The organism is Buttiauxella noackiae ATCC 51607 (assembly GCF_001654865.1).
GTDB lineage: Bacteria > Pseudomonadota > Gammaproteobacteria > Enterobacterales > Enterobacteriaceae > Buttiauxella > Buttiauxella noackiae.
The window spans coordinates 166,895-190,105 of record NZ_LXEO01000017.1 but is presented as its reverse complement, the minus strand read 5'-3'; the positions used below and the strand labels follow the sequence as shown (position 1 = coordinate 190,105).

The following is a 23,211-nucleotide window of genomic DNA, read 5'->3' as shown; positions in this document are numbered from 1 at the left end:
CTCCTTAGTCGTACATCATGCTGCCGCGCTGTCTGGCGCGTTTCTCACGCTCGTATTTTTCCAGGCTGTCGCGGAGCTGGCGGTCAAGTTCGCCGCCGTTCTGCACGCCACCGCCAATGGCGATGTGATACTCATTCCGGCTCTGGTCGGTATAGCTTTTACCGGCGCTGGCCGTCACCGGCTGATAACTGCCATAATTCCCGGTCAGCACTCCACCGGAGGGGGAATATCCGCCGCCGCTGGCGTAAGCATTCACCTGTTCGGCTTTCGCATCGAGCTGGCCGGATTCCTGATTAATCAGGCCGAGCTTTTCGAGCACATAATCAATCCCGCTGCGCAGGGCGGTGACCGGTGCCAGCGCGAGTTTAAATGCCCCCGCCAGCGCCTGCCCCACGGCAACACCGGAGTCTTTCCAGCTATCGAGCGTGTCTTTGCTGGCTTTCACCGGGGCAATCAGTTCAGTGAACCACTGCCACACCGCCCGGAGTTTCTGACCTATGGCATCAAACATCGGGACGAACGGGGCGAACATGTCCCCGACCGGGGCAAAGGCGGCGGTCAGCCCTGCGACCACACCGGAGAAAAACGCCCCCAGCGGCTCCCAGTATTGGCGGATGAGCAACACACCGGCGACGATGGCAGCACCGACTGCCACTATCGGCCAGGTGAGCGCCCCGAGTACCGTCATCATCGCCCCTCCGGCGACAGTAAAGGCGGTGCCGAGCAGACCGGCAGCGGCAATGATGGCATTGATACCCGCAATCACCGGCCACGCCACCAGACCAATTGCACCGACCATGCCAATCAGCGCCAGTGCCACACCGCCGACCTTGAGCAGCGTCTGCGCGAGTCCTTTGTTCTGCACTATCCAGTGGTCGAGTTTGAGCACATATTTGGTGGTGGTCTGCGTGAGTTTGCGGAGCGAGGATTCCTGCTGGTCAAACAGGTCAGTCCCGACCGCTTCATAGGCCGACTGAAACTCTTTAAAGTCGCCGCCAAGATTGTCCTGCATCACCTTGACCAGCTCGGCGGTTTTGCCGTCCGAGGCTTTGAAAGTGGCGGTGAGTCGGTCGAGTTTGCCGGTCATGGCATCGGTCATCAGCACGGCGGCTGCGGAGCTGGCTTCCTCACCAAAAATGACCTTCATGTACTCGGCCTGCTGCGCGGTGCCGAGTTTGTTGCGGGTAAAGCTGGCCTGCATTTCTTTCAGCAGGGTAAACAGCGGGCGCATATTGCCTTTCGCATCCGTATTTTTTACCCCCAGCTCACCGAGTGCCGTTTTGGCCTGGCCGACCGGTGCCTGCAACCGGCTGATAACCGCGCGACTGCCGGTGCCTGCCATCGAGCCGGTGATTTTCGCATCATGCAGCGCCCCCGCCATCGCGGCGGTTTCTTCGATACTGATACCGGCATTTTTCGCCACCGGTGCCACATAGGTCAGCGCATCACTCAGCCCGTTAAAGTCGGCGGCGGTTTTGTTCATGGTGGTCGAAAGCACATCGCCGATGTGCGCGACCTGGTCATTTGAAAGCTGGAAAGCCGAGCGCATCCCCATCAGCAGGGCGGCGTTTTCTTCCATGGTGCGCTGGTTGGCGAGCGCCATATTCAGCGTGACGGGTGTTGCGGCCTGAATGGCGGCGCTGTCTCCCCCAGCCTTGGCGATAATAATCTGCGCACCGGCGGCGTCATCGGCTGAGGCGGCGGTGTTGTCCCCGAGCTGGCGCGCCTGTTTGCGTAAGGCTTCCATTTCCGGTGAGGTTTTTTCCACCCCGAGCACAGCCTGCAACTCGGAATTTTTCTGCGCAAAGTCGTAGCCCGGTTTGAGAATACCGACACCGGCGGCCACACCGGCCGTTGCCATGCCGACACCAGCGGCACCGACCGCGCCCGCTGTCCCGGCCAGCTCTTTACCGGCCTGATAGCGGTTTTTTATCGCATTGAGTTTTGCCTGTTTCGCACTGACCTGTTCGAGTGCCAGCTTCTGCCGGTTAAGCTGGTTCGTGGTTTCGCTGATGCGGCCCTTTAAACGCAGCTCATCAGCCGTGAGGTTGCGGGTGTTAATCCCGGCCTGCCCGAGTTCGCGCTGCTGACGCTTCACCGACTCGGTGAGACTGTTATATTTGGCCTGCAATCCTTCCGCCGCCGCTTTTGCCGTTGCCAGCGCTTTGGCCTGCTCGCGCGTCGGGCGTTCAGTATTTTTAAACTGCGTTGCCAGTGCTTCGGCTTCGGTCTTTGCTTTTGTCAGTGACTGCCCGGTGACGGCGAGCTGCGCGCTGGTTTTACGAAAACCCTCGATACGTGACGCCTGACCGTTGAGGTCTTTGAGGGTTTTGTGCGTGTCACGAATATCACCCGCCAGCGTCTTACTTGCCGTCTGGATGTGCTTAAACGGGCGCGTCGCCTGGTCAACGGCTTTTAGCAGCACTTCGATTCTGACGTTATTACTCATGAGAATTTCCGCTCCGTTTCAGCGCCATCTCGCGCCAGGTGATGAGGTCGGTCAGGCTCAGGGCATACAGCTCTGACGGCGGCCAGTGGAAAATCACCGCGATATCCGCCATCAGGTCGTCGACCGATAAGCCCGGCGGGAAGGTTAAACCGCCGAAGCCGGAGCCAAAAAACCGATCACCTTCGCGGCAAGGGTCATCATGTCCGGTAATTCCATGGCGATGACATCCGACTCGGTGAGGCTCGGGTAGGTCATGCGCGGCAGCACTTTAATCAGCGCATTCACATCTGAGCTGGCCACATCGGCGAGACTCACCCCGCGCAGGGTGCCCGCCGTCGGCTTAATCAGGGTGAGGGTTTCAATCACGATGTCACCGCGTTTAATCGGTTTCACCAGGGTCACAATGTTCGGGTTATCAGACGTGTTCTTGTATTTTTTTGCGTTGCTCATGAGGTTTTTCTCCGGGAATTAAAACAGGGTTAACCGGCCAGCAATCCTGACCGGCAGGTGCATTAAGACAGGCCGATATTGCGGCGGCGCTGCTCCAGACGGTCGATGCCGTTGACCTTCTCAATCATGTTGATGGTGTCGATTTCAATCAGCTCTTTGCCGTTCATCGTCAGCTTGTAGTAAGTACACAGGGTGGTGATTTTGGTCTCGGTGTCCTCACCCTGTTTGCTGTCGCCGCCGTCAAATTCCTTGTGACGGCCACGCACCACCACCTCGACGGCGGTTTCTTCTTCGGTGTCGTCGCGCTGATAGGAGCCAGCAAAACGCAGCGGCACACTGGAGGCACCCGGCAGCGCGTACTGCGCCCAGAGTGCTTCATCCGGGAAGCCACCGAGCGTCCACTCCAGGGTGAGCGCCTCATCGTCAAGACCAAAATCCACATGCGCGGCACCGTTCATCCCGGCACCGCGCCAGGCTTCCAGTTTGCGGGTGAGTTTGGGGAGCGTGACGGAGGACGCCACCCCCATGTAGCTGAGGCCGTCGTTAAACAGGTTGAGCGATTTAAGTTTGCGGGGCATGGCCATTTGAGCACTCCTTATCCGTTAACCGAGGCAATCAGGTTCACCAGGTATTTATCGGTGATGCGGCTTCGCAGGGTGAGGTTTTCCAGTGGCGGCACCGGCGTGTAGTCATAATCGAGATAGAGTTTCCCGGCTTTCAGCGACTCTTTATCGTTGGCCGTTTCATCAAACCAGCAATCCGCATCCACGATATAGCCGCCGCTTTTCAGCTCGCGGAATTTGGCTTTGATACCGTCAACAATGTCGCGGATGAGCACCGGGGTGATCGGTTTATCCACCGCCCACATATGCCCCTCCGCCATGGTGTCGGCAATCACCTGCGCGGTGCGGCTGTAGTTTTCAAACAGGAATAACGGATCATCCGAGCAGGTGCGGTTGCCCCAGAAGCGGAAACCATCCTTGCGGATAAGCGTCGTGACACCCGCTTCGTTGAGCAGGTCAGCATCGGTGCCGGGTGCCTGTAAATCCCAGAACACCGACGCACTGATGCCAGTGACACCCTGCACGCCGACGTTAGACAGGGTTTTGTGCCAGCCGACCGTCTGGTCGATGTAAGCACGTAAACCGAGGGCGCGCGCCGTCGCATACGCCATGGCGCTGGCACTTTTTGCGGTGTCCCAGGCGATAAAGTCCGGCCAGATAACCATCAGCTCGCGCTGGCTGAAATTGTCGCGGTATTTGATGGCGTCAGAAATCGTTTTGCAGTCCCAGGCACTGACATAGCCAAAGGCGCGCAGACTGACACACACTGAGGCGAGCGCGACCGCCACCTCCTGCGAGTCCAGCCCCGGCACGCCGAGAATGCGCGGACGGACACCGGTGACAGCTTCGGCGGTCAGCAGCGCTTTAATGCCGGTGTATTTGCCGTGCTCATCGGTGCCGCCGATGATATTGGTGATGGTCTGCGCGTGTGCATTTGCTTCGTTATCGCCGCTGCCTTCTTCAACGCGCACGACAATTGTGACCGGTTTGCACTGGTCGGCAATCGCCTGGAGTGAAGCCGCGAGCGTGCCACTGGTTCCGGCTTTGCCGATGGCGGCCTGCACATTGGTAATGAGCACCGGCTCATTGAGGGGGAAGGTTTTCGCGTCAGCATCGCTGGCGGTACACACCATGCCGATGACTGCCGTCGAGACCGTGGAAATAACACGCGTGCCGTCGTTGATTTCAACAACCTGTACGCCGTGGTGATAGTCGCCCATCCGGGTCACTCCGTATTTGTTCAGGGAAGTCCATTCTCAGGTGTTGTGTGTCGTGCAGGCGAGCAATCAGCGCTGGCTGGCATCAGGCACAACAAACCGGAAAGCAGAACAAAATCAGCGGCTCGAATGAGGCGGGGATTGATCGGTGAGAGCGATCAATCCGGGAGAATTGATCGTTTATATCCATTATCTATCAGGGGTTATTGTCGCTATCGTGACTGCCATTCACGGAGGTGATGCGATGGAATATATTTTGTGGGGCGTGGCGGCACTGGTCGGCTGGTTGTTAGCAGGCTACTTCTGGTGTGTCTGGTTTGTTGATGATGACGATGATGAATATCAGGAATGCCCGTATGACTAGCCCGCCTTGTGCGGGCTTTTGTTTGCCTGTCAGTCAGTAACTGGCGGCTGTGGCCATTCAATCCCGTCAGTCTGCGTAACATCAATCCGACTCAGTAGTACACGGTAATTTTTCCAGACCCGCAGCAGCGCCGCCTCGCTTTCAGTAGCGATGTTCAGCTCAACTGCATCCTGAAGCACTGCAATGGCTGTATTTGCTTCATTCATTAACATCTGTTTCTTATTTCCAGCCTGCGCGGTTAATTCCTCAGAACTTAATACTCGCTGTGAGATAACTCCCTCATCAAATATCCATGTTCCGTCAATATCAAATCCATCGGGTAGCGTATCGACATCCGTGACATTCAGGTCAACCGGATACAGGCGCGAAACATCATCGCAATAACTGCGGATAACGCCCGAAGCTGGCTCAAATGCAATTGAATATTTCTTTGTGAATAATGGCAGCGATTTAAACCAGTCCTTTCCATTAACATCAATAAAATACTGCACACCGTTACCCAGCGGCATTTCTTCAGGGTAGTAACGCTTTAATTCAATAAGAGTCATATTATTAGCCTGTGATTGTGGCCCATGTGCCATTGATATTTTGCTGAATCGGTTTGTAGTAACACGGATCGCCACCGATGTTTTGCCCTTCAGGCTGCCATCCCGTCATCACACATCCGGCAGGGACTCTCGAAATTGCACCTGATGAATTAATCACTATGTGCCCTTCAGCACCCAGTTTCGTTCCCTGCAAATATCGGGCATCAGATGCAGCTTTTGTGTATGCCTCACCCGCAGGTGTGTAGCTGCCTTTAGGCTGAAAACGGGTATCAGCCTCCGTTTTTGTATAAACAGTGCTTTTTGGCGCTGCGGCATTGGCTGTTGTCTGTGCGGCTTCGGCGGCCGTTATACCAGCGGAACCACGCGCATAGGCGCGATTTAGTGCGGTAGAGAGCCAGATCCCCGCTTTACCATCGCCGCCCAGGGATGCACTCGCCCATACAGTGCCAAATATGTCACCGTTATTAGCTGTCATTGCCCCAGCATTACCCCAACTGAAAGCGCCATTACTGATAGTGTTGGCTTGAACCTTGCCCCCTGCCGTGATTGACAACGCCGTGCTGATAGCCCCTGCGCTCGATAATGTGCCGCTTGTGTACCAGCCCGTCGTTGTCAGATATGCCGACATATCATGTGAGTTATCTGACTCGGCATGACTGTTTGCGTTCATGAAGAACCCAAAGTAAGAGTTACCCAGCCCACCCAGCATCCACTTGTAGTTAGTGTGTTCTTGTCTAACCATCACACTGACTGAGCCGTTTGAAACGGCAGTGCGGTTTACGAGGACGGTATTTTGTGTACGACCAGAAATGTAGGAGCCGTTAGTGGTTTCAAGCTGAATTAACTTTTTCGGGTTAATGGCAGATGGTGCGACGTTCATGATTGCGTAGGCGTTAGCCATCACATCAAAGTTGCCGTCGTTGTTCCATTTAAAACCAGTATCACTATCACCGATAGCAATACTATTGCTTCCCATAGCGCTGCTAGTCGCAGTTCCGATAGATAAGCCATTCCCCAGTGAAACCAGCCCGTTGCCGAGGTTTATAGTGAATGGCTTAATACCGGACGCCGCATTTCCGGTTTCGGCTCCGCCCTTCGCTGTTGGATAGATTGCAAACGTATCCGAGGCTGGTTTGAACAGAAATACACCGTATTCGTTTGCACCATTGTCCTGATACAGTCGAATTGGCGCGCCAGCATTCCCATATTTTATTTTTATCCCGCCCGTTAACGTCCCGCCATTAGCAAGCGATAGCGCTCCAACATCTTCCGCAGTTAAATTTGCATCGGCAGTGAGGACGTGACCATTGATTTTCCGGTTTGACGGTACGCGACCATTAGCATTGTCATTCGCCGCCTTAACCGCTTTCGGCGTGGCTGCCAGCACCTCACTGATGCTGTCGGTAGCACTACTGAGCTGAACGATACCCTTGCGCGCGGTGGTTGCATCCTGCGCGGTGTATTTGCCGTTCGCCAGGTCATAAGCCGTCTTGACCGCTTTCGGCGTTGCCGCCAGCACCTCACTGGTGCTGTCGGTGGCACTGCTGAGCTGGACGAGGCCTTTGCGCGCGGTGGTCGCATCCTGCGCGGTGTATTTGCCGTTCGCCAGGTCGTAAGCCGCTTTCACCGCTTTCGGCGTTGCCGCCAGCACCTCACTGGCACTGTCGGTGGCACTGCTGAGCTGGGTCAACCCTTTCGCCGTGAGTGAGGCATCAGGATGCCTGCGGGACTGTTCGTGCTCGGCGATTTTGTCGTCGACATAGTCCTGGGTTGCCATCACCATCGTGGTGTCGATAACCAGGTCGACTGACTCCACCGCACTGACGATAATCACCATGCGCAGCGTCTGTGCACGTCCCGAGCCTTCGGCAAGCTCTGGCTTGTAGCTCTCCGCCATATTCGCCACCGCAACCAGTGTGCCTGCGGCATCGTAAAGCCCCATTTCACGCAGCCAGAATCCCCCCACCTCCGGGGGGATCACCAGCTCGGCAATCACGTAATTTTTCTTTTTCGCGTCCACACTGATTTTATTGAGCGCAGCCCGGTATTTCTCACTGATGAGCTTTGTCTGGCCGACGTCCGGCACCGGCAGTGTGCCACCGCCGTCACCGACGGCCATCTGCGTGATGGTGACTTTTGTGCCGCCTGCGGTCGCGGCGGCAAATTTTGCCGCCCCGGCGGTGGTAATGAGTGTTTTATATTTAACGGTCATGCCTGCCTCTTTTAGCCGGGGTAAACAGTAAGAATGTCGCCGTCATAGCTGACGCCGCCGGTGTACAGATAACCGGGAATGTCCTGGATGATGTTCAGGCCAATCAGGTGACGGCTGGCCGCTTTCGCATCGGCGATGAGGCGCTCCATCTCGTAATACATTTCTTCCGTAATGCCACTTTCCAGCACGCCGATATCCAGACGAAAGGTGCCGGGGGCATCACTGGTCTGCCACCATTCGGTCACGTTAATCAGGTAGCCGAGCGGCTCCACCACGCGCCGGATGGCCCCGATAGTGCCTTTGTGGCTATGAATATATTTTGCCGCCTGAATAACGGCGCGTTTGGCATCCTCCGTCCAGTTCTCATCCCAGCGGTCGACCGAAAACGCCCAGGCCAGATACGGTAGCAGCGGTGCGGGGCATTCCTGCGGATTCCAGAGCTGGCGCAGTGGCACCGGCACACGGGTCAGTTCGGCGCAGGCTTTTGCGGCGGCCAGCTCAAGCTCAGAGGAACCCACCGGCAGCAGCCGGACGTTATTCATCGGCACCCCCAATCGTGATTTTGTAATCAGCGCAGAAAGAAGCCTGAGTGTCATCAAGGACGATGTCGGCCAGCGGTTTTGCCAGCTCGACACGCTGCACACCTTCCACGTGTAGGGCGGCATAAATGGCGGATTTGCGGATATCCCGCCCGAGGCGGTGCTGCGCGCTGATGTAGGCTTTTAACTTTGCCTCGGCGGCCTGTCTGACCGGCTCCATTTCGGGGCCGGGATACAGATAAAGTGTGGCGTCAATTTCATAGTTGACGATGACCGCCGACTGCACTGTCACCCGGTCGGCCACCGGGCGGACGTTCTCGTCATTCAGGGCAAGGCTGACGATATTCACCAGCTCGTCACTGGCCGTACCGTTACCCTCACGCGACAGCACCGAAATAGTGACGCAGGCAGGCGACGGACTTATCACCGACACATCCGCGACCCGCCCGTCGGCACTGCGGCCGTGGAACTGATACGCCCCGACCGGCCCCGCGACACTCAGCCCCTCAAACGACTGCTGAATACGTAAACGGTAATCGCTGTCCGATTCCATCACCGCCGCCACCGGCGGGATGGCAGTCTCATCTGCTGGCGTAATCACCAGGCGTGCGACGTTATTGTTTACGCCGAGCACATCGAGGTCATTCCCTCGGGAAAAGGCCAGCATCACCGCCAGTGCCGACTCGTTAATGCGCTGTCGCAAAATCAGCTCACGATACGCATTTTCTTCCAGCAGTTTGACGATAGGCTCGGATTCCAGCGCGAGCGTGCGCGCGACGGCTTCCTGCTCATCTTCGGGATAGAGTGAAATCAGTGTCGCTTTGCGTTCGGCGAGCAGGGTTTCATAGTCCAGCACCTCGACCACATCCGGGGCGGGTAACTGGCTCAGGTCAATGGTTGCCATAATCTCAGCTCAGGGGAATGGTTAAGGAAAAAGGCGTGCCGCCGGTGCCGGTACGCACGCCGGTAATATCGACAAACAACGCGCCTGCGCTGGCGCTTTCAAAAGTGATGGCCGTCAGCCGGATACGCGGCTCCCACTTAAGAATTGCCATGTAGCAGGCGGCCATAATTTGCAGGCGCAGCGCCGGGTTGTCAGGCTGGTCAATGAGTGCCGAGAGCAGTGAGCCATAATCGCGGCGCATGACGCGCGAGCCGATGGGGGTGATCAGAATGTCGCGCACGCTCTGACTGATATGTCCGGAATCGGACAAACTCAGGCCAGTGGCACGGTTCATGCCGGGGTATTGCACCGTCATTGCGTCCCCTCCGTCTGACTTCCACCGCGCTCAACACCACCATGCTTATGGTTATCCACCTGCACACCGTTGGATTTGAAGGTGCCGCCGCTGTGCTCAATGTTGCCGCTCATTTTGCCGCCTTGCTTCACCTCAAGCGTACCGGTGGTGAGCTTGTTCGTGCAGACCACTTCCGGCGTATCCAGGGTGATTTTCTGGCTGGCCTTAACCGTCACAACCGGCACCGTGACGACCACAGATTCAGACGCCGTTACCGAGGCGGTTTTAATGCCTGAAACGGTGAGCGACCCGGTCTCCGGTTCGTATTCGATAACGGCACCATCAGGGAAAGAAATATGCAGCGCATTGGCAGAGGCTGAGGGCGCGGGGTTATCATCGGAATAAATGCCAGGCAGAACAAAAGCGGTGTCCAGTTCGCCGCCAATCGCCAGCAGCAAAACCTGTTCACCGACCGACGGTGCCCACCAGGTCCGTGAGCGACCGGCGCGGGGCGTCAGCCAGTTGAGCCAGTCGGTGGTGATACCGCCAGTTTCAATACGGCATAATGCCCGCGCGGTGTCGACTTCAGTCACGACACCGGTGCGGATAAGATTGCGCAGCAGACGTGCAAGGTCATTTAAAGATGTCAGAGTATTCATGTAGAAAAGGATGCCTAGAGTGTTCACATTACTCAATTTAGCTTTGCTCTCTGAATATCAACACAACACAGTGGTTAATTGAAACGACTGGGGTTACAAGTTTTCGTACAACTTTCGTATTAATTACATCGCGCTAATAACTATTAAAATTTTAAATAAAGAGTTATAAGCCGATTAATCAATGAATGTAGAGGTATAGTTATGAGTCTTATAGATGTAACTTCCGTAACTGCACAACAATTTAACTCTCCGTTAGGAGAAGAGTTGGTTGTAATCACTGTGTCAGGTAATTTGCCAACAAGTGGGTGGGGGCCTGTTAATCTTTCTCCTTACATATATATTTCTGATCCAAGTGATGGGGTTTGGGATTTCGGTCTTATAGCCAAGGAACCTGTTGGAATGGTACTACAGGTTATTGAACCATTTGAATTACGCTCAATTGTACCCAAACTGAGTTGGCTAAAAGCAGTACGAATAAATGCAAGCAAATCTGTAATGGCACCAATTGAACTTAATGAGAGTTTAAAGTATGAGCTATTTCAACGGTCACAAAACCGTGATGCAACCCGTTCTTTAATCAGTCAGCAATTGGCTTCGTATGACGATAGCATTCAACCCACAGGTACCATTCACTGGAAAAATGATGGACCTTTTGGTTTACCAGTACCACATCCTGAAATGAAAAAACTGACACATTCAATAATTATTACTGTAGATGGACCTGATGAAAGTAAGGTCCGTGAGTGTCTTAGTCGCGCATTTACAAGTGCAACTATTGCAGCCATCTTGGCGGCATTAATTTCCGGAGGAATGGCGGCTGCAAGTGCATTTTTTGCCGCAGGAACCGAGTCACTAAAAAGCTGTCTTGGTGATGAATTAATATCAGTAAATATTGTTGATGATTCTCACTGGGTGTTTTGGGATGTGTAGTTCTTTTTTCAATTATAAAAGTCCATAACTATGTTGTTATGGACTTTATTCTGTAAGTGCTCTTAATAATAGGCTATTTAATACTTAACTTCATGGTTTTTAATATGTTAGTATTTTAATAATACTATCCCTAATATTGCTCATGTCATGACTACTAAACCCTAGTAGTTTGCGCGCCTCATACTGCACAAGTTCACTGTAAAGGTTAGGGTGATCTCTTAATCCCTCCTGATGCACTCGAGCCATGCGCTGCACACGCCCGGTAAACTCCACCACAGCAGCCTCGTTAGTGCCTTTGACTTTCATATACCGGTTGGTGCGCAGTTTGGTAAACATCGCACGTTTAACCCGACCTTTTTTACCCTTCACCGGCTGGCGTTTACGGGCTGCATAGGGCGTACCGTCGGGGGCCTGTTGCCGTTTAATTCGCTGCTGCTGCGAGGCTCTCAGCCGCTTTGCAATCTCTGCCGTTATTCTGCGGCGCGCAGCCGGTGACAGGCTGGCAATCAGCCCGGCGATTTTGTCCTCAAAGGGTTTAAATTCATTCATGCCACTGACTCACTAGCTCGCCGTGAGCGTACAGTTCCATTGGGCGGGTGACGTTCTCCGGCAAAGGTGGTTCAGGAACGTGCTTCACGTGCAGCGCTTCACCTTCCTGCCTGACCAGCGTGCGCTCTGTCAGTAACAGGCTGATACTCACGTCGACACTCTCGTCGTCGTTAATATCGGCAATATACGTGAAGCCTCTTTTTTTCCCCTCATCGGTGGTCATGATGTCGGGCTGGTTTTCCCGCAGCCAGGCATTGACCGGCACGATGAGGTAATCCAGGTCGCCGTGATAATCCGTGACCACGATGTTTAATGTGTACTGATTTTCAAACGACAGCGAGGTCGCAAGGGTTGAGGCGATTTTCCCGCTGTCGATAAAGATGCGCAGCATGTCCGGGTTATTACGCAGCACCGGCGCTGCGTCACAGAGGGCTTTGCGTAAACTGGCTGGCTTGAGCATCGAGTTCGTCCTGGCAGTGTCTGATGGTTTCAGTCTGGGCGGCACAACTCACCAGTGCCGCCTCAAGCTGGCGAATATCCACGCTTAAATCACCGTTAGTGCGCGGGCTGCTTGCCGGTATCGGGCACAGCGACACTTTCGGACAGCCACTGTAAATAATCGGCGGTGGTGTTAAAGGCCGGGCGGGTGTGCAGCCGGATAATGTCATCAGGCAAATCAGACTCATACCACTCACGCAGCGCTTTATTTTCATTGAGTAACCTCGTCACGGTGTTGCCACGGTTCGCCGCCAGTGTGTTAGCGGCGGTGAGTTTGTTGCGTAAATCGACCTGCGCCTGCTCGTTGCGCTTACGGACAGTGGCGGCAACCTCGAGCTGATTACGCAGCATGGTTATCTGGGTTTTCTGCTCTCCGGCCACGCGGTTAGCCTTTTCAAACGACCGGAGCAGCGTGCTGTTTTCGCGCTTCATCCACCCCAGACCAGCGACGGCCAGTAACAGCAGAATAATCAGCGTTTTCATTCAATCCCCCTGAGGCAGTAAGCCCGTTCACGCGTGCGGCGATTTTCCAGCCCGGTATTTCTGACGCCATTCACAAACACCCAGCGCGGGAACTGCTCACAGACCTGCCACCACTGGTGACGCTTGATATAACTCACCATCGTTGAACGGCAGGCCGCACCGGTGCCGACGTTAAACGCAAAACTCACTACGGCGTCATAGACCGGCTGCGGCATGGCAACCGGTGCGCAGACCGCAAGACGGCGCTCAACATTCAGCACGTCGCTGACCAGGTTCTGCGCCGCCTGCGGCTCGGTGATATCACCTTTCGGCGTGACACCAGCGGTATGACCGATGCCGGATGTCCAGACACCGGCGCTGCACTGGTACGGTTTCAGGCGGCACCCTTCGAGGTCGGCAATCAGCGCCAGCCCGTCGGGGGAGGTTTTCAGCATCCTGAAATCCGGCACCAGGACGGCGAGTGCCAGTACCACGGCCACACTGCAACGTTTAACGATTGATGCCACGTATCACCTCCTCATTCATTCCCATGGCGCGCAGATAACGGAAGGTCTGACGGCGATACCAGAAATTCACCAGCGCGGTGAAAATCGCACAGCCGCCGCCGACATACAGCGCCAGCTTTTCGGGCGTCTGCGTGCCGAAATACGCCAGCGCCACCGACAGCCAGTAGGTGACAAACGTCGTGATTTTTTCCATGTTCAGTCCCATAAGTTCAGCGTCTCCGTGACCGGTGAAGATTCAACATCCGGCAGTTCAACGGCGGTGCCGTGCGGCACTTCCTCGCCCAGCTCTGCCAGTCCGGGATTTGCCCGCAGCACCGCCTCGACCACACCCTCAGTGCGCCCGTAATACCGCGCACACAGTGCATCGAGCGTGTCGCCCTGGAGGGCTGTCACCTTCATCAGATTTGCCCGATGATGCAGCGTGATTTGCCCTGTAAGCGGGAGACCGCCCAGCGCATATCGCGCCACAGCTCATCAATGGTGCTTTCCACGTCGTCGGCTTTCTTGTCACCTTTCGCGCTCGCATCCACGCCGCGATAACGCTCGTAAAGGGTCGCGGTGGTCATCGCCACCACGGCACGCAGGTAGTAAAAACAGCGCACGCTTTCGCCGTCGAGCGTTTCGGCAGGCACATCGGCCAGGTGCTTAAAACCGAGGGCCATCTGCGTGCTGCGGTAATCAAATAGTTCTGCGTTGGTTTCGGCGATACCGTCCTTAATCGCCACGCGCAGACGTTCCGGCGTGACGGTGTGCTCAAGGCGCATCAGCTCACGGACGCGCACCGGGTCGACTGCCGGGAAAAAGAAGGTGTTGCCGATAACCGGCTCGCGTACCGGCTGCGGCGGAATAACCACACCGGCCTGCGATGTGTCGGGCTTACTGATAATCACTGTCGTCATGACAACCTCTAAACAGGTGGACGGTGGACGCCGGTATCGATGAAGGACGAACCTGTCTCAACCGGCGTGCCGTCCGGCGCGGGGCGCATTCTTAACCGGTGGTTTTTGCCACTTTGCGGGGGCGACCGCGTTTACCCGGTGTGGTCGCAGGTTTACGCGGTCGCGGATTTTTAGCCGTTGCAGACTTTGGTTTCAGTGCGCTTTCGAGGCGCTCAATATCCTTTTTCACACCCGCCTGTGCATCGAGCTGCATCGCACGCTGGAGTTGTGCCAGCGCATCCGCCAGCAGTCCCGCGTCACGCAGTACCAGCCCGGTGATTTTGTGCAGTTTTGCACGCACTTTATCGGGCATATCTGACGCGCTTGTCAGGGTTTGCGTTGCCAGCAGGAGACCGACATCAACCGGTTCACCGGCGGCATGGGCGCGCATGGCGGCCAGTGCCACATCTTCGGCGAGCACATACGGCGTGGTGCGTTTGTGCAGGGATGGCATGGTGAGACTGTACTGCAACGCATAGCGGGCAATCTCCAGCGCCCCGGCAATGTCACCGGCATCGAGCTTCCACAGCATGACCGTCATCACAATGTCATCCTGCGCGCCTTTGCCCTCGCTCAGCACACCGGCGACCCATGGGGCATAGGACGGCAACAGCGCACGCTTTTTGTCGGCCTTGCGCTCGATGGAATGAATGGTTTTTAACGTGCGTTGGTCGGCAGCCAGTTTGACCAGCATCTGCTCGTAAGCAGACGCATGGCGCAGCGGATTATCGTCCCGCTGCGCGGTCACAATGGCCGAGACCCGCATCATGTGACGTGCGGCGGGACTCGTCATGGCTTACGCCTCCTGCGCCGGTTCATCAGCCTGGGTTTCTTTCGGCGGCTCAGGGAACTCACCGAGCGTGATGTTTTCCACCAGGCAACCGGCGGCGTAGTCTTCAATCACGTAATCAATGTTCATTGATTCGTAGTTTTCGATGCGGTCGAGCTTGCCGTTCTCATCGATGATGCGGCGGTGACTGTCGTCCATATAGTAAATCGACAGGTTCTCCAGTGTGGTCACCATCAGACCGTTGGCGGGGAAGTACGGCACGCGCACCGCGGGCAGGTTGCCGATGCGTTTCTGGCTGACAATCACGTCAGCGGCCATCGCTTCGGTGTTAGCCTGCTCCTGGTTCACAATCGGGAAGTATTTATCCGCTAACAACTGGCGGCCACAGATGACCACTAAATCCGGATCTTCCTGATACCACGGCGCAATCATATTGTTGGTTGCATCCATCACCAGCGCGTCGAGGTTTGCGTAATCACCGTTTTTACCTACGCGGATCACCGCAGAAATCACGCTGCCATCGTCGGCGGTGACTTTATCCATCACGCGCGCTTTCGCTTCGTTGCGGTACTTCTGCAACCAGCCGACCGCCACGTCCTGCAACAGCGGATTTTTGCTGCGGTCAGATGTCGCCGCACGTTTGATACCGTTGAAACCGGCCATCATTAAATCGAGCGACTGACGTTTGATAATCGCGTTACGAATACGGAGCTGGAAATCCTGGAAACGCGCCCATAAATCCAGGGTGCGGAAACGGATATGGAAATCGAAGTTAATCTGATCGCATTCGTATTTATTGGATTCCAGCGCGGTGAAATCTTCGGTCTGACGTTCATCACCACTCGCGGTATCGGCGGTGCTGGCAATCGAGCCGGAGACACCGACGCCGATTTTTTCACCCTTCATTTCAGCGACCGGCACCATATTGATGCGGGTCAGAAAGTCAGATGACTCCTGCATGGTGTTCATCAGCGTCTGGGTGACGGACGGGTCGACGCTGAATTTTTTGGTCATGTCACTGGCGTCGACGTTGTTGAGCTTCGCGACCTGGGTGAGATAGGCATTAAATTTAAATCGGGTCTGTGGCTTCATCGTTATTCCTGAATGAGTTGAGTTTTATTCCGGGATTAGCAGTTGGTCAGCAGCGAGTCGCCATTGCCGCCGCTCGACGGTTCACGGCGGCGCTGCGCAAAGCTCTCGGTTTTATCCAGCGACGTTTCAAGTGAGGCGAGTTTTTGCTGGCTTTCCTCAAGCTGCGTGGTGAGTTCACCCTTTAGGGTGTTGAATGACTGCTCCATGGCGGAAAGACGCTGCTCAGTGGCATCGTGGTTGGCCTGCACCTGCTCAGTGACGACGGTGACCGCTTCATGCACGTCGTTAAAACGCGCGTCATCGTCGGCCTGTTTACGGCTAAAAATGCCTTTCACGGTGTCGGTCAGCTTGTTAAGCAGGGTGTCGGGCTGGTCTTCAAACTCCAACTCGGCGAGGGTAGCGACGGAAATCAGATTTTCCGGGCTGGTTTTAAAGCGGTTAAGCGGGTTGGATTTTGCAGTGCGGCAAAACTCCAGGTATTCGGTGCCGAGACTTGCCGGGTCATCAGTAACGGCAAGGCCAACCAGATAGCACTTGCCGGTATTGGCAAAGTTCGGCTGAATTTCCATGGAGGTGTAAACCTTCTGGCCTTTGCCAACCATGTCGACCAGGTTGTCCAGCGGAGCAATTTTCGCAAACAGCGCCCATTTGCCGTTGAGCACGGAGTCGTCTTCAATCTGTGCGGCTTTCAGTTCCACCACGTCGCCGTAGCGCTGGAAAATACTATCGGGAAGGATGCCGCGCAGGTGCTCCAGATTAATGCGGCAACCGTAAACACGCGGGTCGAATGCGCTCGCCATTTCCTGAATGTCGGTGCCGCTGATAAGTCGCCCGTCACAGGTGTCACCCTCGACACCGATGCGGAATAACTTCGATACTTTTTTTGCCATGGTCAGGAGTCCTGATGGTGAGGTGATTAGGTCAGGCTTAGTTTCCTGACTCCGCACCCGGCCTGCCATTCATCCCGGATGGCTTACCCCTGACACAACAGCACCTTAGCGCACATCACCCGCCGCTTAAGTAGCCTTGCTCCGTATCAATTAATGCGAGGCAATCATGACCATCACCACCGACACCTCCCTGATGCTTGACCCACGTCGACAGGCGTCACTGCTTTACTGGCAGGGGTTTTCCGTGCCGCAGATTGCTGAGATGCTCGGCCAGAAACGCCCGACCGTGCAGAGCTGGAAGCAGCGCGACGGCTGGGACGGCATTGCGCCGATCACCCGCGTCGAAAACAGCCTCGAAGCGCGCTTAATTCAACTCATCATCAAGACCAAAAAAGACGGCGGCGACTTCAAAGAAATTGACCTGTTAGGCCGACAGATTGAGCGCCTGGCGCGGGTGAACCGCTACAACCAGACCGGCAGTGAAGCCGATTTAAATCCCAATGTGGCGAACCGCAATAAAGGCGAGCGCAAGAAGCCGAAAAAGAACTATTTCAGCGATGAGGCTATTGAGAAACTCGAGGAGATATTCTTTGCGGAATCCTTTGAATATCAGCTCGGCTGGCATCAGGCAGGACTGCAACACCGTATCCGCAATATTCTTAAATCCCGCCAGATTGGCGCGACGTTTTATTTCTCGCGCGAGTCGCTGCTGCGCGCCCTGAAAACCGGCCATAACCAGATTTTTCTCTCGGCCAGCAAGACGCAGGCGTATGTGTTCCGCGAATACATTATCCAGTTCGCGCGCCTGGTCGATGTTGACCTCACCGGCGACCCGATTGTCATTGGCAACAACGGGGCAAAACTGATTTTTCTCGGCACCAATTCCAACACCGCGCAGAGCCACAACGGCGACCTGCTGGTCGATGAGATTTTCTGGATCCCCAATTTTCAGAAGCTGCGCAAAGTGGCATCGGGCATGGCGTCACAGCAGCACCTGCGCTCGACCTATTTCTCGACACCGTCGACGCTGGCGCATGGGGCTTACCCGTTCTGGTCAGGCGAGTTGTTTAACAAGGGCCGCGCGGATAAAAGCGAGTGTGTGGATCTGGATATCAGCCACGCGGCACTCAAAAACGGCATGGCCTGCGCCGACGGGCAGTGGCGGCAGATTGTGAATATCGAAGATGCGCTCGCCGGGGGCTGCGACCTGTTTAATCTCGACACGCTGAAACGCGAAAACAGCGCCGATGATTTCCGCAATTTATTCATGTGCGAATTTGTCGACGATAAAGCCTCGGTGTTTCCGTTCGAGGAGCTGCAACGCTGCATGGTCGACAGCATGGAAGCCTGGGCGGATGACTGGCAGCCGTTCGCCACGCGCCCGTTTGGCTATCGCCCGGTATGGATTGGTTATGACCCGTCACACACCGGTGACAGTGCCGGTTGCGTGGTACTGGCACCGCCGGTGGTGGCCGGGGGGATATTCCGCATTCTGGAGCGCCACCAGTGGAAGGGGATGGACTTTGCCACACAGGCCGAGTCCATCAAAAAGCTCACTGAAAAATACCACGTCGAGTACATCGGTATCGATGCGACCGGCATCGGCCAGGGTGTCTACCAGCTCGTGCGCGCGTTCTACCCGGCAGCGCGAGAAATCCGCTATAGCCCCGAGGTAAAAACCGCGATGGTGCTCAAAGCCAAAGACACCATTGGCCGTGGTTGCCTGGAATATGACGTGAGTTATACCGACATCACCGCCTCGTTTATGGCTATCCGCAAAACCATGACCAGCAGCGGGCGCAGCGCCACTTACGACGCCAGCCGCAGTGAAGAAGCCAGCCACGCCGATGTCGCGTGGGCGACCATGCACGCGCTGTTAAATGAGCCATTAACCGCCGGTAGCGGTCAGGCATCCACCTCAATTCTGGAGTTCAACTAATGGCGAAGAAACGCAAACATCACGCAGCAAAAAACACCCTCACACCACCGGCTGCGGCACCGCAAAAAATGGAAGCGTTCACCTTTGGCGAACCGTCGCCGGTGCTCGACCGCCGTGACATTCTGGATTACACCGAGTGCGTCGGTAACGGCAAATGGTTTGAGCCGCCGGTAAGCTTTACCGGCCTTGCCAAAACGTTGCGCGCAGCCGTTCACCACAGCTCGCCGATTTATGTGAAGCGCAATATTCTGGCCTCGACATTCATTCCGCATCCGTTACTTTCACAGCAGGATTTCAGCCGCTTTGCGCTGGATTTTCTGGTGTTCGGTAATGCGTTTTTAGAAAAGCGCATGAGCGTGACCGGCAAGCTGTTAAGGCTGGAAACCTCACCGGCCAAATACACCCGCAAGGGCACCGGCGAGGATGCGTACTGGTTTGTGCAGTCGTTTGTCACCCCGCATGAGTTCGCGCCGGGTTCGGTGTTTCATCTGCTGGAGCCGGATATTAATCAGGAGTTGTACGGCCTGCCGGAATACCTCAGCGCGCTTAATTCGGCCTGGCTGAATGAGTCGGCCACGCTGTTTCGCCGCAAGTATTACCAGAACGGCGCGCACGCCGGTTATATCATGTATGTCACTGACGCCGCGCAGAGCAGCACCGACGTGGAAGCGCTGCGCGAGGCGATGCGCAGCTCAAAAGGCCTGGGGAATTTTAAGAACCTGTTTTTCTACGCACCCAACGGCAAACCGGACGGCATCAAGATTGTGCCACTCAGTGAAGTGGCGACCAAAGACGATTTCTTTAACATCAAGAAAGCCAGTGCCGAAGACTTGATGAGTGCGCATCGCGTGCCGCCGCAAATGATGGGCGTCATTCCCAACAATACCGGTGGTTTCGGTGACGTGGTGAAAGCCGCACAGGTGTTTGTGCGTAACGAGCTGACGCCTTTGCAGGAGCGGATTAAAGAGGTTAATGAGTGGATTGGTGCCGAGGTTGTGCTTTTTAAAAATTATACTCTAGGCGCTGACTTTTAATTAAATAAAGGGCGATATATTATCGCCCTTTATTATTACAAACCCAAGTCTTCCCACATGGAAATGTATTTTTTTGTGAATAGATCCACATCTAAGCTGGTAAGACCTCTCTCTTTGTAATACCCATAAATAGCTCTTGCATCATCTGATCTATTTGAGGATGAGTTGTGAGGCATTACTAGGTAATTTTCGAACTCCCAAGGATAGAATAGCTTGAACACCCATGGGGGAGTATCAATAGCACTAAATGAAATGTCGAGATATTTTTTATCAAAGCATGGTGCAAGATATCGATATTCTTTAGATTTTAAACCATATAATCGTTGGATTATGATTTTGTCTATATATTTATCCGTTGGGTATTCATTAATAATCTTGACATTGAAAGAGAAGTATTTATTTTTAAAAGGAGTGTTGTCTTCGAAGTCCCCTTCAAAAGAAAAATATGCTTTCAAATTATGATTTCGTACAAGCTTTGATAAGCAGTAAGTTATTGGGTTCTGCGTGAACTCAATAGATGAATGTTTTATGGTTGTGCTTCCAGCATAAAACTCAATTACATTGCTACCATCAATGTAATCTTTAATGGCTATATTATTAATCATATAATTTTCCCACAACTTATTGCTAATATCATTAAATTGTGAATGAAAGTAAAAAGAAGCCTCGTTTTTATTTTCTGTATTTTGTGTGATGGCATCTTTATGCTTTTGGATTATTGCATCCAGCAAAAAGGCCAAGTCATCATTTTTGTTTTGTTTTAGTTGAGTTCTGTTTATAGTTACCCATTCACCAGCATTTCCAGAAAATATATCTATAAACCCTGCCACTCCCATCATTCCAAATGAGATGCCTTTTGTTTCAAGCTTGCTATTTTTATAATAAACAGATATGGAGTAATTTCGGGCTAGGTCAACTCGAAGATTAAAATCCACACCATTATCAAAGTCTGTTGAGGTGCTTGGTGTTGCTATAGAATCTTCTTCAATGAAAGGAATGTTATTTATTACATTTTCGTTGTTAAAAAGAACTTTTATTGGAGATGTTATAAATGTTTTGGCAAGTGTTTCTTTAATAATTGATGGGGCGATTTCAAATTTATCGTGATGAAAAGGATCAAATTTTCTCATGGCTTCAGTTGCTGAAAATGGCACCGATCGAGGAATTTTTAGTTCACTAATAGTGAGTTTAACCTCCGTCCCGTGGAAAAATTCATCCTCAAATTTCTTAATTATGAAATCTGGATTAGAATTTGTTTGAATAATGGTTATTTGATAGCCAGTGCCATATGGGCAACGTGTTTTGATAGAAACATCGTGACACATTGTAAAGACACTTTGAAGGCCAATTCCGAAAAAGCCTGTTGGTTTTGCCCAATCAGGCATTTTTTCTAGCATTCGCTTTCGTTTAGATCCTGTAGGAGAGCCAACCTTAAGTACTTTTTTAATATCTTCTATTGACATACCTGTGGCGTAATCGCGCACTCGAAAAATGTAGTTAATATATTCATTATCGGACGTTAAAGGTTCTAAATGAATCTCTATCTGCTCTTGAATGAGATGGTTTTCGAACTCACAACGAAGATCGTGCTTATTACAATCATTGATTTCTCCATTTTTCTTATACAATAAATCTCCCCAGCATTTATACATGGTTGCATCAATTGCATTTTGAACAATCTCTCTTATAAAAGGATATTTCTCATTGTAAATAGCAGAGCTAGTTATATATTCATAAACCCTTTTTTCATCCAATGTTATTTTTGGTGGTAAATTATCAATTCCAATATGGTCAATTAACTGGCAGTCTAACTTTGATATAATTGGTAGAGATGAGTGCTTGTTATTCGGGCAAATTTCAAGCCAGTGGTTTTTTTGAAATTCAAACTCCTCTCTTATATAATCAAACCAAGATATTTGCGCATTGTAACTACCATACTCTGAGCATATCGCTTCAATTTCTATAATATCATTGTTAATGAGGAGACTTGTAATGGATGAATGTTTTTTCTTATGATCATGAGATGTTTTTGGGATATCTCCAATAGAAGCGAGAAGTGTTTCACAAAATCGCCCATCATCGATATCTAATAAATCTCCAAGCCTTAAAAGAGCCGCTACATAACGTGGGTGTGCATAATCATTCGCATCCATCCCATCATTGCAATGAGGTAATTTTATTATTTCATCACGCTCTTGACCATGGCAAGCAACGATTTTTGATAATATCCCAAACAATCTGCTTGGGATTAAATAGTTTCTAGGTGAGTTTATATTTGCCATCTGAGGATTACTCACATATCTCCCAGATAATTCAGGATGTTTTTTTCTGAAAAAATCAGCAATTATAAAGGTCATTGAGTCCGATAACGCAATTATTTCAACATAATTATCGATGATATTCTTATCTTTAATGTCAATTGCATGCTTTATCAAATCCGAGTCTGACTCTATATGCTCATCTAAGAAACGTCTAAATTCGGGGCTCTTTACTAATTCCAGCTTTTGCTCTTTAGTAATAATCATACCTGCATCATGCCAGTAGCATGATTCCAGCAGCAACCAACAATCAGTAGCGGATAAACTATCTATGTCAGGTAAGATTATTTTCTCAATTTGTGTCAAAATTGTTGAGGAATGGGATGAGTCATGAAGGCTATAATGTGGGAATGTTGTTGCAACAGAGTTCAGTGCCCGATGTATGAGTTTTTTATCAAATTCCCATTGGGATAATAATAAAGAATAATTTGAGTTTGTTTGCGCAAGCAATCTAAGTCGATCTTCGATGCTCATTTTTTGTTCTCTCTATTTAATGTATTATGAATCACTCAGGATAAACATATCAGCGAGTTGCGCGCAATGCTATCCCCGCCACGCCTGCCCGCTTCATGGGTCGGTTTTAATGCAGGTGCAACAGAGACAACAAAGCCCGCCAGAGCTGGCAGGCTTTGATAAAAACGATCCATTTACGATCATGCGTTTCCATGCACTATATGCATGCACGCGTTTTAGCACGTTAAATGGGGTTTTCTGCAAAAAATGGATGCAAGATTTTCAGCAAAAAAATCACTTCGCTTCGTAGTAAACATCATCGCTTTCCTGATTCACATTTTCACTGTTCGCCAGGTCAGCTATCAGCGAAAGCGCCAGCTTTAAATCTGATGGTTTGCAATTCGCTATCAGTGATACCTCAGCGATAAATTGTACGCACGCCCACTTATGTTGGGTACGCCTGGTCTCTTCCATCAGCATGAGTTCCTCTCGATAAATTCACTGTATGAATATACAGTATCATGTGCTGTTAACATTTGTGAAGGAAATTAT

29 protein-coding genes are annotated in these 23,211 nt (G+C 52.6%); 4 read left to right on the top strand and 25 right to left on the bottom strand.

Annotation, left to right across the window (positions count from 1 at the left end; genetic code table 11):
- Positions 1–4: 4 nt before the first annotated feature.
- The 5 genes from M979_RS08405 to M979_RS08385 all read right to left on the bottom strand — a co-directional run bounded on the left by M979_RS08405 (position 5) and on the right by M979_RS08385 (position 4,682).
- Entirely contained in the window at positions 5–2,449 is a 2,445-nt protein-coding gene (locus M979_RS08405; protein WP_064554445.1) for a phage tail tape measure protein, read from the bottom strand.
- Positions 2,442–2,561 (bottom strand): GpE family phage tail protein, encoded by a 120-nt coding sequence (locus M979_RS08400; protein ID WP_064554444.1) that lies wholly within the window; start codon positions 2,559–2,561, stop codon positions 2,442–2,444. Before M979_RS08400 ends, M979_RS08405 begins: the two co-directional genes overlap by 8 nt.
- A gap of 32 nt (positions 2,562–2,593) precedes the next feature.
- The gene (locus M979_RS08395; protein ID WP_064554443.1) at positions 2,594–2,899 is read right to left on the bottom strand and encodes a phage tail assembly protein; all 306 of its coding nucleotides are present in this window, start codon (positions 2,897–2,899) and stop codon (positions 2,594–2,596) included.
- Positions 2,900–2,961: 62 nt separating this feature from the next.
- On the bottom strand, positions 2,962–3,483 hold the full coding sequence (locus M979_RS08390) for a phage major tail tube protein (protein ID WP_064554442.1): 522 nt from the start codon (positions 3,481–3,483) through the stop codon (positions 2,962–2,964).
- 11 nt (positions 3,484–3,494) lie between these two features.
- Positions 3,495–4,682 carry a phage tail sheath protein gene (locus M979_RS08385; RefSeq protein ID WP_064554441.1) on the bottom strand — a complete coding sequence of 396 codons (1,188 nt, stop codon included), beginning with the start codon at positions 4,680–4,682 and terminating at the stop codon, positions 3,495–3,497.
- A 145-nt stretch (positions 4,683–4,827) separates the two neighbouring features.
- Here M979_RS08385 and M979_RS23285 point away from each other — a divergent pair, with 145 nt between their 5' ends.
- Positions 4,828–5,043 carry a hypothetical protein gene (locus M979_RS23285; protein WP_157093219.1) on the top strand — a complete coding sequence of 72 codons (216 nt, stop codon included), beginning with the start codon at positions 4,828–4,830 and terminating at the stop codon, positions 5,041–5,043.
- Between the two features lie 29 nt (positions 5,044–5,072).
- Here M979_RS23285 and M979_RS08380 read toward each other — a convergent pair whose 3' ends face one another.
- The 6 genes from M979_RS08380 to M979_RS08355 are packed head-to-tail and all read right to left on the bottom strand — an operon-like array spanning position 5,073 to position 10,239.
- The gene (locus tag M979_RS08380) at positions 5,073–5,591 is read right to left on the bottom strand and encodes a tail fiber assembly protein (protein WP_064554440.1); all 519 of its coding nucleotides are present in this window, start codon (positions 5,589–5,591) and stop codon (positions 5,073–5,075) included.
- Between the two features lie 4 nt (positions 5,592–5,595).
- The gene (locus M979_RS23780; RefSeq protein WP_245164691.1) at positions 5,596–7,803 is read right to left on the bottom strand and encodes a phage tail-collar fiber domain-containing protein; all 2,208 of its coding nucleotides are present in this window, start codon (positions 7,801–7,803) and stop codon (positions 5,596–5,598) included.
- 11 nt (positions 7,804–7,814) lie between these two features.
- Complete coding sequence (locus M979_RS08370) at positions 7,815–8,345, bottom strand: phage tail protein I (protein WP_064554439.1); 531 nt, start codon at positions 8,343–8,345, stop codon at positions 7,815–7,817.
- Complete coding sequence (locus M979_RS08365; protein WP_064554438.1) at positions 8,338–9,246, bottom strand: baseplate assembly protein; 909 nt, start codon at positions 9,244–9,246, stop codon at positions 8,338–8,340. Before M979_RS08365 ends, M979_RS08370 begins: the two co-directional genes overlap by 8 nt.
- 4 nt (positions 9,247–9,250) lie before the next feature.
- Entirely contained in the window at positions 9,251–9,601 is a 351-nt protein-coding gene (locus M979_RS08360) for a GPW/gp25 family protein (protein WP_064554437.1), read from the bottom strand.
- Positions 9,598–10,239 (bottom strand): phage baseplate assembly protein V, encoded by a 642-nt coding sequence (locus M979_RS08355; protein WP_064554436.1) that lies wholly within the window; start codon positions 10,237–10,239, stop codon positions 9,598–9,600. Before M979_RS08355 ends, M979_RS08360 begins: the two co-directional genes overlap by 4 nt.
- A 201-nt stretch (positions 10,240–10,440) precedes the next feature.
- Here M979_RS08355 and M979_RS08350 point away from each other — a divergent pair, with 201 nt between their 5' ends.
- Positions 10,441–11,169 (top strand): hypothetical protein, encoded by a 729-nt coding sequence (locus M979_RS08350; RefSeq protein ID WP_157093218.1) that lies wholly within the window; start codon positions 10,441–10,443, stop codon positions 11,167–11,169.
- 99 nt (positions 11,170–11,268) lie between these two features.
- Here the strand turns inward: M979_RS08350 and M979_RS08345 are convergent, their stop codons facing one another.
- The 11 genes from M979_RS08345 to M979_RS08300 form a co-directional block, all read right to left on the bottom strand.
- Positions 11,269–11,718: a phage virion morphogenesis protein gene (locus tag M979_RS08345; RefSeq protein ID WP_064554434.1), complete on the bottom strand. Its 450-nt coding sequence runs from the start codon at positions 11,716–11,718 to the stop codon at positions 11,269–11,271.
- Entirely contained in the window at positions 11,711–12,178 is a 468-nt protein-coding gene (locus M979_RS08340; RefSeq protein ID WP_064554433.1) for a phage tail protein, read from the bottom strand. Before M979_RS08340 ends, M979_RS08345 begins: the two co-directional genes overlap by 8 nt.
- Positions 12,141–12,386, bottom strand: a complete 246-nt coding sequence (gene lysC / locus M979_RS23775) for an Rz1-like lysis system protein LysC (protein WP_074388635.1) — start codon at positions 12,384–12,386, stop codon at positions 12,141–12,143. The genes M979_RS08340 and lysC overlap by 38 nt, the downstream gene beginning before the upstream one ends.
- Positions 12,274–12,699: an Rz-like lysis system protein LysB gene (lysB, locus tag M979_RS08335; protein ID WP_064554432.1), complete on the bottom strand. Its 426-nt coding sequence runs from the start codon at positions 12,697–12,699 to the stop codon at positions 12,274–12,276. The genes lysC and lysB overlap by 113 nt, the downstream gene beginning before the upstream one ends.
- Positions 12,696–13,205, bottom strand: a complete 510-nt coding sequence (locus M979_RS08330; RefSeq protein WP_064554431.1) for a lysozyme — start codon at positions 13,203–13,205, stop codon at positions 12,696–12,698. The genes lysB and M979_RS08330 overlap by 4 nt, the downstream gene beginning before the upstream one ends.
- Positions 13,189–13,410, bottom strand: a complete 222-nt coding sequence (locus M979_RS08325) for a hypothetical protein (RefSeq protein ID WP_064554430.1) — start codon at positions 13,408–13,410, stop codon at positions 13,189–13,191. Before M979_RS08325 ends, M979_RS08330 begins: the two co-directional genes overlap by 17 nt.
- Positions 13,401–13,604 carry a tail protein X gene (locus M979_RS08320; RefSeq protein WP_064554429.1) on the bottom strand — a complete coding sequence of 68 codons (204 nt, stop codon included), beginning with the start codon at positions 13,602–13,604 and terminating at the stop codon, positions 13,401–13,403. Before M979_RS08320 ends, M979_RS08325 begins: the two co-directional genes overlap by 10 nt.
- The gene (locus M979_RS08315) at positions 13,604–14,104 is read right to left on the bottom strand and encodes a head completion/stabilization protein (protein WP_064554428.1); all 501 of its coding nucleotides are present in this window, start codon (positions 14,102–14,104) and stop codon (positions 13,604–13,606) included. The genes M979_RS08320 and M979_RS08315 overlap by 1 nt, the downstream gene beginning before the upstream one ends.
- A 91-nt stretch (positions 14,105–14,195) precedes the next feature.
- Positions 14,196–14,936: a phage terminase small subunit gene (locus M979_RS08310; RefSeq protein WP_064554427.1), complete on the bottom strand. Its 741-nt coding sequence runs from the start codon at positions 14,934–14,936 to the stop codon at positions 14,196–14,198.
- Positions 14,937–14,939: 3 nt separating this feature from the next.
- Positions 14,940–16,025: a phage major capsid protein, P2 family gene (locus M979_RS08305; RefSeq protein WP_064554426.1), complete on the bottom strand. Its 1,086-nt coding sequence runs from the start codon at positions 16,023–16,025 to the stop codon at positions 14,940–14,942.
- Between the two features lie 35 nt (positions 16,026–16,060).
- Entirely contained in the window at positions 16,061–16,915 is an 855-nt protein-coding gene (locus M979_RS08300; RefSeq protein WP_064554425.1) for a GPO family capsid scaffolding protein, read from the bottom strand.
- A gap of 166 nt (positions 16,916–17,081) precedes the next feature.
- Here M979_RS08300 and M979_RS08295 point away from each other — a divergent pair, with 166 nt between their 5' ends.
- Both M979_RS08295 and M979_RS08290 read left to right on the top strand, forming a co-directional pair.
- The gene (locus tag M979_RS08295) at positions 17,082–18,854 is read left to right on the top strand and encodes a terminase ATPase subunit family protein (protein ID WP_064554424.1); all 1,773 of its coding nucleotides are present in this window, start codon (positions 17,082–17,084) and stop codon (positions 18,852–18,854) included.
- Entirely contained in the window at positions 18,854–19,888 is a 1,035-nt protein-coding gene (locus M979_RS08290; RefSeq protein WP_074388634.1) for a phage portal protein, read from the top strand. Before M979_RS08295 ends, M979_RS08290 begins: the two co-directional genes overlap by 1 nt.
- A 35-nt stretch (positions 19,889–19,923) precedes the next feature.
- Here M979_RS08290 and M979_RS08285 read toward each other — a convergent pair whose 3' ends face one another.
- The 3 genes from M979_RS08285 to M979_RS08275 form a co-directional block, all read right to left on the bottom strand.
- A complete protein-coding gene (locus M979_RS08285; RefSeq protein WP_083963905.1) occupies positions 19,924–22,680 on the bottom strand; it encodes an HD domain-containing protein in 2,757 nt (918 codons plus the stop codon).
- Positions 22,681–22,715: 35 nt separating this feature from the next.
- Positions 22,716–22,853 (bottom strand): hypothetical protein, encoded by a 138-nt coding sequence (locus tag M979_RS23280; RefSeq protein WP_157093217.1) that lies wholly within the window; start codon positions 22,851–22,853, stop codon positions 22,716–22,718.
- A 100-nt stretch (positions 22,854–22,953) separates the two neighbouring features.
- Positions 22,954–23,139 carry a hypothetical protein gene (locus tag M979_RS08275; protein WP_064554421.1) on the bottom strand — a complete coding sequence of 62 codons (186 nt, stop codon included), beginning with the start codon at positions 23,137–23,139 and terminating at the stop codon, positions 22,954–22,956.
- Between the last annotated feature and the right edge of the window lie 72 nt (positions 23,140–23,211).